16 protein-coding genes are annotated in these 16,734 nt (G+C 63.7%); 12 read left to right on the plus strand and 4 right to left on the minus strand.

What is annotated here, in order from left to right; translation table 11 throughout:
• Positions 1-218 precede the first annotated feature (218 nt).
• Together J3481_RS03100 and J3481_RS03105 are read left to right on the plus strand one after the other, a co-directional pair.
• The gene (locus tag J3481_RS03100; RefSeq protein WP_206831949.1) at positions 219-1,805 is read left to right on the plus strand and encodes an APC family permease; all 1,587 of its coding nucleotides are present in this window, start codon (positions 219-221) and stop codon (positions 1,803-1,805) included.
• A gap of 145 nt (positions 1,806-1,950) precedes the next feature.
• A complete protein-coding gene (locus J3481_RS03105) occupies positions 1,951-3,045 on the plus strand; it encodes a M24 family metallopeptidase (protein WP_206831950.1) in 1,095 nt (364 codons plus the stop codon).
• 27 nt (positions 3,046-3,072) lie between these two features.
• Here the strand turns inward: J3481_RS03105 and J3481_RS03110 are convergent, their stop codons facing one another.
• The 3 genes from J3481_RS03110 to J3481_RS03120 are packed head-to-tail and all read right to left on the minus strand — an operon-like array spanning position 3,073 to position 4,193.
• Positions 3,073-3,384: a DUF1811 family protein gene (locus J3481_RS03110; protein WP_206831951.1), complete on the minus strand. Its 312-nt coding sequence runs from the start codon at positions 3,382-3,384 to the stop codon at positions 3,073-3,075.
• A gap of 15 nt (positions 3,385-3,399) precedes the next feature.
• Positions 3,400-3,861: a hypothetical protein gene (locus J3481_RS03115; protein ID WP_206831952.1), complete on the minus strand. Its 462-nt coding sequence runs from the start codon at positions 3,859-3,861 to the stop codon at positions 3,400-3,402.
• The gene (locus J3481_RS03120) at positions 3,858-4,193 is read right to left on the minus strand and encodes a YtrH family sporulation protein (RefSeq protein WP_206831953.1); all 336 of its coding nucleotides are present in this window, start codon (positions 4,191-4,193) and stop codon (positions 3,858-3,860) included. The genes J3481_RS03115 and J3481_RS03120 overlap by 4 nt, the downstream gene beginning before the upstream one ends.
• Positions 4,194-4,337: 144 nt before the next feature.
• Between J3481_RS03120 and J3481_RS03125 the strand changes: the two genes are divergently transcribed.
• The 9 genes from J3481_RS03125 (at position 4,338) to J3481_RS03165 (ending at position 15,294) form a co-directional block, all read left to right on the plus strand.
• The gene (locus J3481_RS03125) at positions 4,338-7,187 is read left to right on the plus strand and encodes a DEAD/DEAH box helicase (RefSeq protein WP_206831954.1); all 2,850 of its coding nucleotides are present in this window, start codon (positions 4,338-4,340) and stop codon (positions 7,185-7,187) included.
• On the plus strand, positions 7,184-7,861 hold the full coding sequence (locus J3481_RS03130) for a hypothetical protein (RefSeq protein ID WP_206831955.1): 678 nt from the start codon (positions 7,184-7,186) through the stop codon (positions 7,859-7,861). Before J3481_RS03125 ends, J3481_RS03130 begins: the two co-directional genes overlap by 4 nt.
• Before the next feature lie 97 nt (positions 7,862-7,958).
• Positions 7,959-9,170: a DNA polymerase Y subunit UmuC family protein gene (locus J3481_RS03135; protein WP_206831956.1), complete on the plus strand. Its 1,212-nt coding sequence runs from the start codon at positions 7,959-7,961 to the stop codon at positions 9,168-9,170.
• Between the two features lie 20 nt (positions 9,171-9,190).
• Positions 9,191-9,409 carry a hypothetical protein gene (locus J3481_RS03140; protein WP_328702100.1) on the plus strand — a complete coding sequence of 73 codons (219 nt, stop codon included), beginning with the start codon at positions 9,191-9,193 and terminating at the stop codon, positions 9,407-9,409.
• Between the two features lie 13 nt (positions 9,410-9,422).
• On the plus strand, positions 9,423-12,542 hold the full coding sequence (locus J3481_RS03145) for a DNA polymerase III subunit alpha (protein ID WP_206831958.1): 3,120 nt from the start codon (positions 9,423-9,425) through the stop codon (positions 12,540-12,542).
• Positions 12,543-12,654: 112 nt separating this feature from the next.
• A complete protein-coding gene (locus J3481_RS03150) occupies positions 12,655-13,749 on the plus strand; it encodes a phospholipase D-like domain-containing protein (protein WP_206831959.1) in 1,095 nt (364 codons plus the stop codon).
• Positions 13,734-14,330, plus strand: coding sequence for a phosphatase PAP2 family protein (locus tag J3481_RS03155; RefSeq protein ID WP_206831960.1), 597 nt, complete (start codon positions 13,734-13,736; stop codon positions 14,328-14,330). Before J3481_RS03150 ends, J3481_RS03155 begins: the two co-directional genes overlap by 16 nt.
• 67 nt (positions 14,331-14,397) lie before the next feature.
• A complete protein-coding gene (locus J3481_RS03160) occupies positions 14,398-14,787 on the plus strand; it encodes a cupredoxin domain-containing protein (protein WP_206831961.1) in 390 nt (129 codons plus the stop codon).
• Positions 14,788-14,838: 51 nt separating this feature from the next.
• A complete protein-coding gene (locus tag J3481_RS03165) occupies positions 14,839-15,294 on the plus strand; it encodes an OsmC family protein (protein WP_206831962.1) in 456 nt (151 codons plus the stop codon).
• Here the strand turns inward: J3481_RS03165 and J3481_RS03170 are convergent.
• The gene (locus tag J3481_RS03170; RefSeq protein WP_328702101.1) at positions 15,291-15,635 is read right to left on the minus strand and encodes a histidine triad nucleotide-binding protein; all 345 of its coding nucleotides are present in this window, start codon (positions 15,633-15,635) and stop codon (positions 15,291-15,293) included. The genes J3481_RS03165 and J3481_RS03170 overlap by 4 nt on opposite strands.
• Before the next feature lie 151 nt (positions 15,636-15,786).
• On the opposite strand from J3481_RS03170, the gene J3481_RS03175 reads away from it, so the two are divergent.
• A complete protein-coding gene (locus J3481_RS03175) occupies positions 15,787-16,716 on the plus strand; it encodes an aminotransferase class IV (protein WP_206831964.1) in 930 nt (309 codons plus the stop codon).
• Positions 16,717-16,734 lie beyond the last annotated feature (18 nt).

Genomic DNA, 16,734 nt, shown 5'->3' on the forward strand with positions numbered 1-16,734 from the left:
ATTTGAAATGGGAGGTGAATTGGGAGGAATTGCGCGACGGCGCATGCGAATGGGTGTCAAGCCGGGCACTGAGATCCTGAGGTGGATTGGACTTTTGAATCGAATTTTCACATTTGGTGGACAAATGTGCCCCGAATCGCTACGAGAGCGGAGAATGAGCGGAGAGCGCCGCGGGAGAGTCGGAGTTCAGACTCTATGACGTGTTAGGAGGATGCTGATTGCAAGGTAAACTTCGAAAACAACTTTCTCTGACGGATCTCACCTTCGTGGGATTGGGATCCATCATCGGCTCGGGATGGCTTTTTGCATCGGCGCGTGTCGGTTCGACGGCCGGGCCGGCAGGTATTTTGAGCTGGCTCATCGGGGCCGTCGCCGTCATCCTGTTGGGCCTCGTGTACGCGGAACTGGGGGGCTCGATTCCTCGAGCCGGCGGTTCGGTTCGCTACCCCTTGTATTCTCACGGCCCGCTGATCGGCTACCTGTTGGGATTTGCGTCGCTCGTCGCGTTTTCGAGCGTCGCCGGCATCGAAGTGGAGGCCGCTCGTCAGTACGCGACGGCTTGGTGGCCACAGTTGACGGTGCCAAACAGCAGCAATCCCACCGTGCTGGGGTGGTTCGTGCAGCTGGCTCTGCTCGCCATCTTCTTCATCATCAATTACATGGGCGTGAAGTTGTTCGGCAAGACCAACACCATCATCACGGCGTTCAAATTCATCGTGCCGGTTGTCACGGTCATTACGCTTCTGACCCAATTCAAGGGCGCGAACTTCAACTCGCATGGATTTGCGCCGTTTGGCTTCTCGGGCGTCGAGTCCGCGGTTTCGACATCCGGTATCATCTTTGCCTATCTCGGTTTCCAGCAGTCTGTCGGTTTCGCCTCGGAGGCGCGCCGCCCGCAGCGGGACGTGCCGATGGCCATCATTCTGGCGGTGATTTTGTCTGCGGCGCTGTACGAGCTTTTGCAGATCGCGTTTTTGGGCGCCATCCCGGCCGACAAGCTTTCCGGCGGCTGGGCCAATGTGGATAATGTGTTTAAGCTCCCGTTCCACGATATCGCCGTGGTGCTCGGCTTCAGTTGGCTGGCGTGGCTGATCCTATTGGACGCGTTCATCTCGCCTTCGGGCACGGCCAACATCTATCTGTCCGCCACGACGCGCGTGATCTTTGGTTGGGCCCGCAACGGCACCTTCTTCCGGGTGTTCGGCAATGTCGACGAGAAGACAGGTGTCCCTCACGCGGCGCTCTGGCTGGCCTTCGCGATGGCCATCTTCTGGACGCTGCCGTTCCCGTCGTGGGGCGCGATGGTCAACGTCGTGTCGGCGGCGACGGTGCTCACGTACGTCGTGGGACCTGTGTCGGCACACGCCTTCCGCAGGACCGCACCGGATTTGGAGCGCCCCTTCCTGCTGAGAGGCATGTCGGTGTTTGGGCCGCTGTCCTTCATCGTCGCGTCGCTCATCGTGTACTGGACGGGATGGAGCACCGATTCGTGGCTTCTTGGCGCAATGATCGTCATGTTCATCCTCTACGTGGTCTTCCAGCGGTTTGTGCCGAAAGACGCCGTCAGTTTTGGCGATCAGCTCCGCGCCACCTGGTGGCTCTTGGCCTACTTCGTCGTGATGATTGTGCTCTCGTATCTCGGGACATTCGGCGGGATCAAGGCCATACCGGCTCCGTGGGATCAGATCATCGTCGTGTTGGTGTCCATCGCGCTGTACTATTGGGGCTTGAATTCGGCACTGCCGAAGCCCGTGTTTGACGATGATCAGGTGGCGGACGAAAACGTGAACACGGTCGTCATCTGATGGAACGTGGCAAGCAGGGCCTGGCCAGTTTTCCAGCTGGCCGGGCCTTTTCTCATCGCAAGGCATCTCAAGGCGGCGGGAGGCGGGCGAAGGGCCGTAGTACAATGGAGGCGGCTTGTGAGAGCATGGCGACAGGAGGGTTCCCATGATGGTCTTCGAACAGCGGCGTTCGAGCCTCGCGCGCGCCTGCGCGAAACGAGGATGGCGCGGTGCGGTCCTTGCGCATCCCGCCAATTGGCACTATTTTACCGGGGTTCGCCTGGAAGCTGGCGAACGGTTGGCGTGCCTCGTCGTGATGGAAGATGGTACCGCTCACGCGGTGGCGCACGAGATGTTTGCGCCGTGGGTGGAGAGAATGGGCGTTCCGTTTGAGCTGTGGCGCGACGGTGAAGATGCGCACGCGCGCCTGGCGAACCGGCTCCGTTCGGGTGGAACGGTGGGGGTGGACGGCGGGCTGCCCGCCCATCATCTGCTGCCCCTGATGCGGTTGGCGAAGGACTGCGCGTTCGAGCTTGCCGATGCCGCCATCGCAGATCTCCGGTTGCGCAAGGATCACCGCGAGATCGAGCTCCTCCGCGAGGCTTCGCGCCGCGCCGATCAGGTGATCGATCTCGTCCGCGCACACATCCGCCCCGGGGTGACGGAGCTCGAGCTGGCCGATGAACTGGCCCGCCTCTGGCGCGAAGCGGGCAGCCCGGGCATGTCGTTTCCTCCCATCGTGGCGGCGGGTGAAGGGGGAGCGGAGCCTCATCATGAGCCTGGCCAGCGGGCCATTGCGCCTGGGGATGCCGTGATCGTCGACACGGGCGGATTCTGCGAGGGCTATGTGAGCGACATCACGCGCACGTTCATCGTGGGCGAGCCGAAGGCGGAGTTGGTCCCGGTGTACGAGGCGGTGCTGCAGGCGAATCTGGCGGCCATTGCGGCCGTGAGGCCGGGTGTGAAGTTCAGTGAAATTGATCGCGCTGCGCGGCGCGTGATCGAAGAAGCGGGGTTCGGCGCGTACTTCACGCATCGGACAGGGCACGGGGTCGGTCTCGACGTCCACGAGCCTCCCTACGTGGATGCCGGGAACGACAGTGTGGTCGAGCCAGGGATGGCGTTCAGCATTGAGCCGGGCATCTACCTGCCCGGGAAGTTTGGCGTGCGCATCGAGGACTTGGTCATTGCGACGGAGGATGGGGCTCTGGTATTGAATCAGGCGCCCAAGCGGCTGGAGGATGTGATTCTCACGGCGTGACCATCTGTGAGCGAGGCGTGAGTGCACTCACGCCTCGTCCACTTCCAGTTGGGCGATGGGGACGGCCGCGGTCTCTCCCGTCATTTGCCGGATGCCCCAGGCCATGACCCCCTCAATCGCAGTGACGGTGAGGCGGTCGTACTCTTCGGCAATGCGGTAGGTCCGGCCGATCTCGATGTGGACCTCGTCTTTGATCTCGTAACTCTTCGCGAGATACCAACGGGTCATGTAGATTTCGTACTCACTCCAGTTTTCGCGGTCGAAGGCCTCCTGCCCTTTCCGCTGCAGCTCGGCCATCTCTCGCCGCAGTTCTTCCTTCGACATCTCGCTGTACAACATCTTCCAATCACTCTCTCACGACTCGGCTTGCAAATCTCCTCGAACATACAGGTGCAGCGTGTCCCCCGTCATTATAGCCGCTGTGACATGCAGCCGGTAGCGCCGCGTGCCGACAGGGATGGTCTGTACATTGAGGACGGCGGAGGGCATGTAGGGGTTGTCGTACAAAAATTGCATCGGCTTGCCGAGCAGGAACGAGAGGCTTGTGAGAACCTGTCGCCGAATGGCCGTCTGAACTTCTGGCGGCGTGTTCGGCGGGCATTCCACGAGGATGCGCCGCAGCGCCTGCTTCCCTGGTTCGGCTTGTTCGGCGAGGAGGAACTGGTTTTCCGTCTCCAGCTGATCGATCGCTTGGCGCAGGCTATCGACCTCCATGTGCATCCGATGGAGATCGCGGGCGCTGAAAAGCGTGGCTGCGATGAGCCCCGCGAGGAACGAGAGAAAGGCCATCGCGACGGTGGAGCGGACGCGGCTCATGACGACGATCGCCCTGCCGTGAGCCATTGAATCACGATGTATCCCACGTGGCAGCCGAGAAAGGCCGCGAACAGGTAGATGAGCTGGCGAACCATCGGACCGATGTGGAGGCCGAAGACGCCGCGATCGATCACGCGGAGGACGTCCATCGATCCGCCGAGTGCCGCGACGATGGCCCACACCTTCAGGTCGGAGGCGAGGGTGTTCATGGCCGTCTGCGGATCGTGATGGGTGAGGAGGGCGGCGAGGCCGCCAAACAGGGCCCCGCCGATGACGAGGCCCATGGAGACGAGAAAGTCGAGCACGCAGTTTTCCGCGATGCTGTTCCACACGTTCAATCGCCTCCCGGGCGGACGAGGCTTTGCTTCATCTTACGCGGGGTGCGAACCGGTCATGTGTGAATCCCGCAGGTTTCGGCGCGGCGGGAGAGGTGTTATGATCGAAAGACAGGACTGTTCAGGAACGGAGGCGCACGGATGGAGCGGATGGCGCCGGAGCGGACGGAGTGGAACGCGGGAGAGGCGTCGAGCCTGGCCAAAACCCTGCAAGCGTGGCAGGAGCGGGTGTTCGATCTCGCGCGGCTCGTGGTCGATTGCGGCGATGTGGTGGCCGTGGCGCACGGCGAGCAGGCGCCGCTGGTGGACGTCGCGCTGTGGCTTCGCCGCGTCTCCCAGGGAGGAATGGCGGGCTTTCCATCGGGCGGAGCCAGCTTTGTCGCGCGCTGGGTGCCCGCGTGGACGTCCGAGGCGCTGCTCGCGCTCCGGTATCGCCTCGTGTCGTCCGCCACGCGGGGAGCGTTGGCCGAGATGTACCCGTCGCCGGCTTTTGTGGACGCTCTTCTCCTCCAGCTCGTGGACCGCGAGGTCCGGCGGCGCATCATGGGCGTGGATCTAGGCACGTCCGCCGGCAGGCGATACCGCGTGATGTATCAAGGGGAAGCGGAAGCGCTCGCCGCATGGGCGCGGGCGCTCGTCGGAATGCCTCGGTTCGCGGCGGACGGGTGGATCGTGGGCAAGGAGTGCGAGCGAGCGCTGGAAGGTTCGGGATGGGGGCGGCCGGATTTTGACGACGACAGCGGGCGGATCGCCTACCAGCTCGGCTTTTGCCTCGATCCGCCGCGCGAGGATCTCGCCGGAGATTGGGAGCTTCGGTTTGAGTTGCGCCACCGATGGACGGGGGAGCGAATTCCGCTTTCGGCCTACTGGCGGTCCCCTTCCCGGGAAATGTCCGCGCACGGCGACGTGCTCGTGGCGCCGGATCGCTGGTTTCTGCCGAAACTCCGCGAGGCGGCACAGGTGTGTCCTGCCATCGCACAGGCGTTGCGCTCGCCCGCGCCGGAGCGAGCCGTGCTTCGGGCCGATGAGATGTACCGGTTTATCGCGCAGGAACTGCCGGCCCTCCGCCGGGCTTCGTTCGAGGTGGAGATGCCGCCGGTTGAAGAAGCGAGGGACGTCCGCATCCGCGTTCGCTTCCAACGGGTCGAGGACGGCGCTTCTCGGCGGGAGCCTTCGCGGAGAGCGGCGAGTGTCCCGATGTTTTCCGCGGATGCGGTCGCTCGTTTTGACTGGTCTGTCGTGATCGACGACCGGACGCTCACACCTCCGGAGTTCAGGCGCATGGTGGAAAGACAGACGCCGCTCGTGAGGGTGGACGGGGTGTGGCGCCTTGTGCCCTTGGCCGATCTCCTGCGTCAAATGGAGGCACTGCCGGAACCGGGCGAGGCCATGGGGCCGCTCGAATGGTCGCGCGCGCACGCGCTGGCTGCGCCGGAAGGGCCGGGAAAGCTGGAGGTGGACGAGGATGCGCCGGTTGTGGCCCGCTGGATGGACGTGTGGGTGCTCGGCCGCGACGTGGAACCCGAGCCGGCGCCGGCGTCGTTTCGAGGCGCGCTGCGCCACTATCAGGAGCGAGGCTATGCCTGGCTCATGCACCTGCGGCGAATGGGCGTCGGCGGATGCCTGGCGGACGACATGGGGCTTGGCAAGACGGTGCAGATGATCGCGTACTGGCTGCGGGTGAAGGAACTGGGCGATGCGGCGGCGCCGCACCTTCTCGTGTGTCCGACGTCGCTTGTCGCGAATTGGCGGGCCGAGATCGAGCGGTTTGCGCCGTCGCTGTCGGTGTATGTGCATCACGGGGCTTCGCGCGATCTCGACCAGGCCTTTGCGGGTCATGTCGATCTGGTCATCACGACGTACGGGACGCTGCTGCGCGATGTTGCCGCGTTCCATCGCCGCGCGTTCGACTGCGTCGCGATCGACGAGGCGCAGGTGGTGAAAAACGCGTCGACCAAGCAGGCGCGCGCGCTTCGGGCTCTTGCGAGCCGTCACCGCATCGCGCTTACGGGTACCCCTGTCGAAAATCGGCTCGACGAGCTGTGGTCGCTGATGGAGTTTTTGAATCCCGGCTATCTCGGGTCGTTGCGCTGGTTTCGGAGTACATTCGGTTCCGTCGCGGAAGGCCGGGATCTGAGCGGCGTGCGCATGCGCCAGCTTCAGTTGTTGCTTCGCCCGGTGCTGTTGCGCAGGCGAAAGAGCGATCCGACCATCGCGCCGGAGTTGCCGGAGAAATGGGAGGTGGAGGAGCGCGCCTTCCTGACCGTCGAACAGGCCGCCCTGTATCAGGCGTTTGTCGATCAAATGTTTGCGGAGATCTCCCGCGGTTCGAGCGCCATGGCGCGCAGGGGCGCGATTTTGACGACGCTCATGAGGTTGAAGCAGGTCTGCGATCACCCGGCCCTCATCTCGGGTGGACGGCCTTCGCCGAAGCGGAGCGGAAAGTTGAGGAGTCTCCTCGATCGGTTGCGCGTGGTCGTCGACGCTGGCGAGGCGGCCCTCATCTTCACGCAGTTCCGGGAGATGGGCGAGATGCTGTGCGCGGCGCTGGAAGACGAATGGGGGTGGCGCCCCGCCTTTCTGCATGGGGGGATGTCCGCGAAAGCTCGGGGAGAGATGGTGGAGGCGTTTCAAGCAGGGCGGACGGAATCGCCGGTGCTCGTTCTTTCGCTGCGAGCCGGGGGCGTGGGCCTGAATCTGACGCGAGCGAGCCATGTGTTTCACTACGACCGATGGTGGAACCCGGCTGTCGAAGATCAGGCGACGGATCGCGCCTATCGGATTGGACAGGTGCGGAACGTGGAAGTGCACAAGATGATCTGCGTGGGGACGCTGGAGGAGCGGATTGACGAAATGCTGAGGGCGAAGCGTGCGCTGTCCGACCTGGTGAGCCGCGTCTCGGACGATTGGGTGACGGAGCTCGACGACGAGGCGCTCCACCAGCTGTTTGCGCTGACCCCCACCAGTGTCATGGAGGACGATGAGCTGTGAAGCGAGGGCCGTACGCGTCGCGCTGGGAGTCGGTATTGGCTGAAGTAGAGCGATCTCATCTCCGCGCCGCCGCGCGCTTGGCCATGACGGGGGCGGTGCGCGCGAGGGCCTGGGACGGGCATGGCTGGAGCGCTGTGGTCGAAAGAAGCGGCACCCGGCGTGCGTTCGACGTGTGGCTGCCCAAGCTGGCGGATTATGCGGGCCATGCGCGCGATGTGGCGCGTTGGCTCGCCATGCGCCCAGACTGGCTCGCCGCGCACTATGCGGGAGAATGGGACGAGTCGTTTCTTGAATTTTTGACCACCCATCAGGTGGAGGTCGTGCCGACGCGGGAGACGCTGGTCAGGTTGAGGGCTCTGTCCACGTGCACCTGCGAAGAGACCGATCCGCTGTGTCCGCACGTCATCGCGGTCCTGCTCGGGCTCATCTGGGAGGCGGACAGGCACCCGCTTGCGGCGTTTCGGTTGGTCGGGATCGAGGAGGAGCGGCTGCTCGATCTCGTCCACGAGGAGACCGCCGCGCTCGCGGGCGGCGCGAGACCTTCGCTGCGTACCGGCAGGGACGAGCAGAGAAGCGAATGGGGAGCTTGGCCGCCCGCCGATGGGTGGGGGGAGGTCGCGGTGCGTCCGCTTGGTCGAATGAGACCGGTGTTCCGCTCCGAGTCCCGCCCTTGAGCGGCGTTTTTTTTTATCCAAGAACCGAACATGTGTTTGTATTTCGCGTCCGCCTGGGTATAATGGCGTTGAGAACATGTGTTCGGTGGTGAGGCGGATGCGATACAGTTTGTACGGCGAATGTGAAGGGCTGCTGGGAGAAAGCGAGGGACCGTTTGTCGTCGAAGAAGGCGGTGTGGTCGTCGATGTTTCTCGCTCAGCTTCGCGGGCGGGGGTGCGGCTGGGGATGCAGCTTCGAGAAGCTCTGGCCCTCATCCCGGGTTGCCGCGCGGAGCCGATTTCAGGAGAAACAAAATCATGGAAACATTTGCGCGGTGTGCTGTGGTCGCACACGCCTTGGGTGGAAACGCATCCCGCCGAGCGGCGGTTTTGGGTCCATCTCTCCGGCTCAGCCATCCCTCTTGCAGAGCTCAGGCAGATGGCGCGCGAAATTCGCCGCGGCTTGACGGAGGAACAGCGCGTCGTGCTCGCTTTGGCGAAGACACCGTGGCAGGCGCGCATGCTCCTTGCGTGGAGCCGTCAGGAGCGGGTGCCGGGGGCGCTGTACGGAAAGTTGCACACCGAACCTCTGGTCGTGGCGCCGGATTTGCTGAACGAGGATGCTTGGGACGTCTGGATGGGCGCGCCTCTCGCTGCGGCGTGGTGGATCCCCGGCGATGCGAAGGCCGAACTCATTTCCTTGGGCGTTTTTCGCCTGCATCATCTGGCGGAGATCCCGGAAGAGAGCCTGTGCGCTCGCTTTGGAGAACAGTCCAGGATCTGGCGGATGTGGGGCGCGGGCGGAGAGGCGCTTCGGCCGGATCGCTCACCCGACGAGTGGAGCGCCTCATGGCATGGAGACGCGGAGGGCGTGCCTTTGGAACAGGGAAAGGCACAGGTTCGGCGATGCCTGGAGATGCTCTGCGCACGTCTCGCTCGCTTCGGAATGGCGGTTCAGGCGCTGTCCATCACCTTGTGGGCTGAGGCACGCGAGATTCGGTGGGAAAAGCGGATGGCCAAGCCGACCCCCTACCCCGACGTGCTATGGGCGCAAATGGCGTGGCCGGAGGAGGTCCATCGCGCGCGGCGAATCTGGGGCGCCGAATTGTGCGCAACGGAGGTCGCACCGCTTCGCCCCGTGCAGGCGGATCTGCTGGAAGGCTGGGAGAGACATGACGACCTTTTGGGGGCGCAGGATCCCGTGAAGCGCCTCGATCGGTGGAACGCCTGGGATCAGCTGATGGCGAGGTGGCCGAAGTTGCAACGAGGGATGACCGCGGATTTTCGCGAACGCCGCTTGGCGCTGTTCCTCGCCGAGATGGCCCGTTGAGCCGCTTGGTGCGAAGAGCCGTGGCCGTTCTGCGTTGGAAAGGGGACCGCCCGTTTTGGTTTGTGGACGAAGGAAAGAGACATCAGGTCCAGTGGATCATCGACGAATGGTGGGAGATGGGCGACTGGTGGAAAGCGGGGCGGGATCGCCGGATGCTGCGCGTATGGACGGATCGCGGCGCGTGCATGGATCTGGAATGCGAAGAAGGCACTTGGCGCGTGTATCGCATCTGGGATTGAGGCGGGGAGCGCGATGTTTGTCCATCTACACTGCCATTCTCCGTATTCGTTCCTCGATGGGGCTTCCAGCATCGAGACGCTGGTGGCGCAGGCGGCCGCGCAGGGCATGCCCGCACTGGCCTTGACGGATCGAAACACCATCGCGGGCCAACCCGAGTTTCATCGGCTGGCCGCCCTATACGGCGTCAAGCCCATTGCGGGAGCCGAGTTGACGCTGGAGGACGGCGCGCAAATCGTGGTTTTGGCGGAACATTCGACGGGATTTCGCCATTTATGCGAACTGCTCACGCGCATGCACGTGGAGGCTCGCCATCGCGCAGATCCCAGGCTTCGGGAAGAGGATCTGTTCGAGCGCGGCGAAGGACTTCTCATCCTGTCGGGGGGAATTCGAGGATTTGTCCAGCGCGCCTTGGCGCGCCGCGCCTATGGCGAAGCCCGGCGGTTCGTCGAGCGATATCGGGACGTGTTCGGGGATCGGTTTTACCTAGAGTGGACAGCGGACGGGCTCCCGGGTGGGATGCGGCGCATGAAGGATTTGCTCGATCTCGCGGAGGCGACGGGGGTGCCCGCTGTCGCGGCGACCGAGGTCCGCGCCGCCACCCCGGAGGAAGTGGCGGTGCTCGACGTGCTCGCCTGCATCCGCGCGGGATGTGACCTGCAGACGCCGCACCCTGAGCGCCCGTTCAACCGCATGGGGTACCTGCATGACGGGGCCGAAGCCGCGCGCAGGTTTGGTCAGGCTCCTCGCGCCGTTGCGCGAACGTTCGAGATTGCCGAGCGCTGTTCGCCCGTGTTTCCCGCGGATGGCCCACTGTTTCCCGAGTACCGGGATGCATCGGGGCGCGGCGGGATGGAACTCCTGGAGGAACTCGTATGGCAAGGAGCGCGAGATCGATACGGGAAAGTGGATGCGGAACTTCGCGTTCGCTTGGAACACGAACTTGCCATCATCCGCGATCTCGGCTATGCCGATTACTTCCTCGTCGTTTGGGACATCGTCCGATACGCGCGCTCTCGCGGCATCCGCTGCGCGGGCCGGGGATCCGCGGCTGATTCCGTTGTCGCGTATTGCCTGTATCTGACAGAGGTGGACGCACTGAACCGGAATCTACTCTTCGAGCGTTTTCTCTCCCGCGAACGGGCCGAGCGGCCGGACATCGACATCGATTTCGCGAGCGATCGCCGAGACGAGGTCATCGACTACGTATACCGGCGCTACGGGCGAGATCGGGTGGCTCGGGTGGCGACGTATCAGACGTTTCGCGCGCGATCCGCCGTGCGCGAGGTGGGGCGCGTCTTCGGGATACCTGAGGATCTCCTGGATCAGCTGGCCAAGCGGATCCCTTGGTCCACGCACGCGGACGAGATCGAAGAAGCGCTGGAACGAGTGCCCGAATTGCGGGATTTTCAGCCCTATCGGCGCGCGTTTCGGTGGATGCTGGCCGTCGCCCGCCAGATCGCGGGATTTCCCCGCCATTTCGGGACGCATACCGGCGGGATCGTCATCAGCGGGGAACCCCTGATGAAGGTCACCAGCCTGCAGCCTTCCGCCTCGGGCTGGCTGATCACGCCGTACGACAAGCGGCTCCTGGAAGACGCGGGCCTCGTGAAGCTCGACCTTTTGTCCCTGCGAACCTTGGCGGCCGTGGAGGGGGCGCTTCGGCTCGGAACGGCGCGTTCGGTCGATTACGATCGGATTCCCATGGATGATGAGGCCACGTTTGCGTCGATTCGCCGCGGGGACACCATCGGCGTCTTTCAGTTGGAGAGCCCGGCCCAGCGTGCGCTTCAGGTTCGGCTTGGCGCGGAATCTCTGGAAGATCTGGTGGCGAGCGTCGCGCTCATTCGGCCCGGCCCCATCCAGGGCAATATGGTCGATCCGTTTCTCGCTCGCCGGCGCGGGCTGGAGCCTGTGCGCTATCTTCATCCCAAGTTGGAGCCCATCCTCGGAAAGACCTACGGGGTGGTGCTGTTTCAGGAGCAGGTGATCGAGATCGCCACTGCCATTGCGGGTTTCACGCCGGGCGAGGCGGACGAACTTCGGCGCGTGATGAGCCATGCTCGCAGCCGTGCTGAGATGGAACAAATCGGAGAACGATTCGTTCAGAAGGCCGTCCGCCAAGGGGTGCCGCTTGAGACGGCGCAGACGCTTTTTTCCTACGTGCGCGGGTATGCAAGCTACGGCTTTTGCGAAGCGCACGCTGCGGCATTTGCCACCACGGCCTACAAGACGGCCTATCTCATTGAACATCATCCGGCGAGTTTCTTCGCGGCTGTGTTGAATCAGTTGCCCATGGGGTACTATCCGGCTCACGTGATCTGCGCGGAGGCTCGCCGGCGCGGCGTTCAAATCCTGCCTGTCGACATCAACCAAAGCGAATGGGACACAGGGGTCCCCGAGCCTCACGCCATACGCCTCGGGTTTCGGCTCGTCCGTTCCTTCTCGGAGCGCGTGGCGCGCGCCATCGTGGAGGAGCGGCAGGCTTCTGGCCCGTTTCGAAGCCTCGCCGACGCGGTGGCACGCGTACCTCAGGCGGATGCCCTGCATTTCGAGCGCCTGATTCGCGCCGGCGCCTTCGATCGCGTCGAATCTCGCGATCGGCGCGAGCTTCTGTGGTGGCTTCCGAAGTGGCTCGCGCTTCGAGACGAACAGACCCTGACGCTCTTCAGCGGGGGTGCGGGCTCAGATCTCATGGAAGGCGCAGCGGTTCTCCCGCGAAGCTTGCCACGCATGAGTGTGGCCGAGCGGATCGCCGATGAGTACGCCGTGTTGGGCGTGGGCGTGAGCGGGCACTGGCTGTCCCTGTACCGGGATGCGCTTCGGAGAGAGGGATATTGCGCGCTGGCTGAGGTGGCCGAGAAGCCTGAGGGTGCGAGGGTCAAAGTGGCGGGACTGTCGATCCGGCCGCATCGGCCGCCGACGAAGAGCGGAAAAACCGTCGTCTTCTTCACCCTGGAGGACGAAACGGGTTTGGCGGATGCCGTGATGTTCGAGTCCGTGTACCGGCGCGAAGGGGCTGTCCTGTTTACGCCGTTCGGCAGATTGCTCGGCCTTTCGGGCGTGATCGACCGGCGCGGCGGGCAGCGCGGACAAATTCGCGTTGAGCACGTCTGGCCGCTTGCATCCGGTTGAGGGAGGAGCATCCCGATTTACGATATTGAAACTCATACCATTGTAAACAGGGAAAGGGTGATGACTGCAGAATGCAAACCTCGATGATCTCGAGATCGCGAGGTGAACGTTCATGCACATTGTACATCCCTCCGCCGCCTGCGCATTCCGCCTCAGGCTTCTCCGGCGCTTGCGCCCATGGCGCGCGCTCCTCGTCACGCTCCTCGTCTCCGCTTCCCTTGTCGGCTGCGGGCTCTGGCCCGCCTCGAACGCGCTACCGCACACCCCCAGTCCGGTGAAGACCTCGGACGGGCGTGAACTGCTGTGGAGCGGGGATATCAAGCGGAAGGCCATCGACATGATCGCCGAAAGCCGCCATCGCGTCTACGTGGACATCTATGAATGTTCGGATCCCGACCTCCTGCGCGCCCTGATTGCGGCGAGGCGCCGCGGCGTCGAGGTGCGCGTGGTCCTCGACGCGACCGAGCAACACTCCGAGGCCATCGCGTTGCCGGCGCTCGTCCGCGCCGGGATCGACACAACACCCATACGCATCAAACAGGGTATCGATCACGTCAAGATGATCATCGCCGACGGCGATGTGCTCATCGGCGGCATGAATTTCGGCGCCGACAGTTGGGAGAACCACGACGCATCCGTCTACCTGCCCGACTGCGCAGACACGTTTGTGCCCATGTTTCTGTGGGACGCGGCCCGGGCTCGCGGCGAGGCAGCCGAAGCCCCGCAGGATCGCCCGCCGCTCATCTCGGATCGCGACATCGGGCCACACGTCCTGCAGGCGATTCGAAGCGCGCGGCGCGAAGTCGACATGGAGGCGTTCAACCTGACGGATGAAGACGTGCTGAACGCCTTGCGCGCGGATATCGAGCGCGGCGTCTCCGTGAATGTCCTCGTGGACCCGTCTCAATCTCGCAATCGCTCGGCCGTCGAGGCGTTGCGCCAGGCTGGGGCTTTGATACGATATTACCGTCCTTACGGAGGAGAATTGTTGCACGCCAAGATCTTGGACGTCGATCACGGCGAACGCCTGATCATTGGAAGCGCGAATTTCACGCATCAAGCGTTCACCTACAATCACGAGGCGGATGTCGAACTCGCGCACGTGCCGACGTTTGCCGAGGCTTTCGAGGCGGACCTGCACCGGCAACTGGCCCGCGGGAGTTCCTATCCCATACGCGAAAAGGTGGCATCATGGGACGAGTCCTGAGGCTGTGGTCTTTCATTGAGCGTGCCGATTGGCGCGTGCTCCACTGGTGTGAGCGGCTATGGGGCCGGTATCCGGCCCTGGATGCCGCCATGATGGCGAGCGCCTTGTACACGCCGATGGTGATGTTGGCACTCCTTTGCATCGCCGCAGGCGGCTTCGCGGCGCCCCCTCACGGGACGCAAGCCGCTTGGGCGGCGGGCGCAAGCGTCGCAGCGGCGGTGTGCGTTCGCGTGGCGCACGAACCCATCAGCCGTGCGGCCCGTCGGCCTCGCCCCTTTGAGGTCGAGCCCATCCAGCCGCTGGTCGAACATGAGCGCGGCGACTCGTTTCCGAGCAATCACGCCGCAGGCGGCTTTGCGCTCGCCGTCGGCGGATGGCACCTGGGGCTCATCGCCTATTTGTTGCTGGCGCTGGCCGTTTGGTTGGCCATCGCTCGCATCTACTGCGCGCTTCACTATCCGAGCGACGTGATCGCCGGCGCGGCGAGCGGCGCTGTGGCGGGATATGCGTGCAGCTCGCTCGCATGGGCGCACCACGAGCAGATGCATCCTGCCTTCGCGCGGTCGATGCTCTTCGGATAGGAGGAATGATTTGCCTGGGGCCGTGCAGACTAACCGAAGGACATTCTGCATGTGGAGGGAATCGCGTATGCGCAACGTGCGCCCGATTCGCGCCCTTGGCGCGGCCGTCACATCGCTCGCGCTCATCGTCGCCATTCAGGCTGCGTGGACGGTGGCATCGGCTCGCCCCATCCAGGTGACGCTGCGCGACGGAGGTATCGAACCGCGCGAGATCGACGTTTTGCAGGGAGCTACGGTGGATATCGTGGTGCGAAATGCCGGCACCCAAATCCACAATTTTGTGGTGCCCGACTTCTACGTGTTCACGCAGAACTTGCAACCCGGCGAAACGGTCAGGGTATCGTTCGTGCCGGACAAAACGGGCAAGTTTCGCTATTACTCGGACCGGGACGGGATTCCGGAGGCCGGAATGCAGGGGACCATGAGAGTGGAGTCTCAAGCCGGAACGACATCCTGACGTGACGCCGGGCGCGATCGGCGCTACAATAGGCGGGAAGGGGGCGAAAGCATGGAGATGAAAGTGGTGGGCAAGTGGCTCGGCCAACGCCACTTCCAGGCCGACGGGCCGTCCGGCAACACCATTTACATGGACGCCAAAAAGGAAGACGGCGGGACCGGACAAGGCAACCGCCCCATGGAACTCCTGCTGATGGGCGTCGTCGGGTGCACCGGCATCGACATTTCGATGATCATGGAAAAGATGCGCGTTCCGCTGCAGAGCCTCGAAATTGAGGCGGTGGGCGAGCGCCGCGAGGAGTACCCTCAGGCCTTCACGCGCATTCATCTGACGTACCGCATGACCGGAGATGTTCCACCGGCAAAGGCGTGGCGCGCCATTCGCCTCAGCGAACAAAAGTACTGTTCGGCGATTGGCTCGTTGAAGGCGGAAGTCATTCCGCACCTTGTGCTGAATGGCACGGAAGTGCCGCCCCTCGACGTGGTCGCGGACGGCCAGCCAGATTAACCTGGCGGCCATCCGAGTTGCCTTCCTCCTAACAGGTGATAGTGAAGGTGAGGAACGGTCTGTTGGCCATGTCGGCCGATGTTGGCGACGAGGCGATACCCGTCCTCGGCGACACCCGCATCTTCCGCGATGCTCGGGATCACGCTGTGCAGGTAACCCAATGTGTCGCGATCTTCCGAGGTCACGGCCTGGGCGGACTCGATGTGCCGCTTGGGGATGATCAGGATGTGCACGGGAGCCTGTGGACGGATGTCGTGGAAGGCGAGGACGTGATCGTCCTCATACACCTTGTTGGCCGGAATGTCGCCAGAAACGATCTGACAAAAAAGGCATGAGCTCACGTCGTTCCCTCCTCGTTGGGGCCTCATGACGATTATACAATGGCGTGCGAACCCGTGGCCAACGCGGCTTTGTCAAGCAAGCGAAGACATTTGCGAACGGCATCCGGGGCTGAACTCGCTTGCCAGTTCGATCAGGGAAGAGGGATGCGAGATGTCGGTGATTGGATACTTCAACGGCCAGTGGGTCGATCCGGCCGAGCCCTGCGTACCGCTCGATGAGCGGGGGCATCAATTTGGCGACGGCGTCTATGAGGTGATTCGAGCCTATGGCGGGCGGCCATTCCTGCTCGAGTGGCATGTGGAACGGTTGTTTCAGAGCCTGGAAGCTCTCCGCATCACGCCGCCGTTTGATCCGGACGGGTGCAAGGCGCTGATTCGCAAGCTGTTGGAGCGAAGCGGGGAGTCCGAAGCGGCGATTTACATTCAGGTGACCCGAGGATCGGCCGTGCGCAATCATCTGTTTCCAGAACCTTCGGTCGTGGCGAACGTTTCCGCCACGGTGCGCCCCGTGCCGCCGACATCGCCCGAGGTGAAACCAGGGCGGCTGCTCCTCTTGCCTGACGAGCGGTGGCTGAACCCGTGGATCAAATCGCTGAACCTTCTGCCCAACGTGATGGCCAAGCAGACGGCGCACGACGCGGGTGCGGACGAAGCGCTGCTGGTCCGCGACGGCTGCATGATCGAGGCCGCGAGTTCCAACGTGTGGTTCGTGCAAAACGGCGAACTGATCACGGCGCCCGCGGACCGTTATATCCTGGCCGGCATCACGCGGAGATTCGTCCTGGAGTTGGCGCGCGATCTCGGCATTCCCGTGCGCGAAGAGAAGCTGCCGCGCGAGCGCCTCGCGGAGGTGGATGCCATCTTCCTGACCGGCACCTTGACGGAGGTGTATCCCATCGGCTCCGTCGCGGAACACCCCGACATCCCCTGCACCCCCGTGTCCGCTGCGCGTCCCGCGGCAAGAACGGTGACGCCGGAGCAGGTTCAGGTCGTGTGGACGGCCCGGGACCTCGAACTCGTGGAGCGCCTCCGGACCGCGTTTGTCGAGCGCGTGCGCGCATGGGTGGGGTCGTTCGCTTGATCCGGCGCCGTGAAGGAG

The organism is Alicyclobacillus fructus, assembly GCF_017329605.1.
GTDB lineage: Bacteria > Bacillota > Bacilli > Alicyclobacillales > Alicyclobacillaceae > Alicyclobacillus > Alicyclobacillus fructus.